Source organism: uncultured Microbulbifer sp. (assembly GCF_947489355.1).
In the GTDB taxonomy this organism is placed as follows: domain Bacteria; phylum Pseudomonadota; class Gammaproteobacteria; order Pseudomonadales; family Cellvibrionaceae; genus Microbulbifer.
In genome coordinates, this window is sequence record NZ_CANLDD010000232.1 from 1 (window position 1) to 267 (window position 267).

At 56.2% G+C, this 267-nt stretch carries 1 protein-coding gene; it reads right to left on the reverse strand.

Features of this window, described 5'->3' with window-relative positions; all coding sequences use genetic code 11:
- Positions 1-267: hypothetical protein (locus Q1A48_RS21580; protein WP_299948947.1), on the reverse strand; the 267-nt coding region annotated here is incomplete at both ends.

Consider the following 267-nt stretch of genomic DNA (forward strand, 5'->3'; position numbering starts at 1 on the left):
GTAGCCGTTGACGGCGTCTGTGGCGATCAGACCATTCAGGCTGTTGATCTGCTCTTTAATACTGTTGAGCTGCTGTTTAAGCGCTTGGTACTCGAGGCTGCCCTGGGTGTTGCGTTGCTGCTGCTCTTCGCTGTGAGTGGCGAGGAATCCAACGGTGGCGACAATACTGATCACCACCAGTAATGGCCAGAGCGCGAGGAGGACATGGCCGCTGAGCTGTCCCTGTGCGCGCAACCAGAGCCCAAGAGGCGCAAAACTAAACTTACA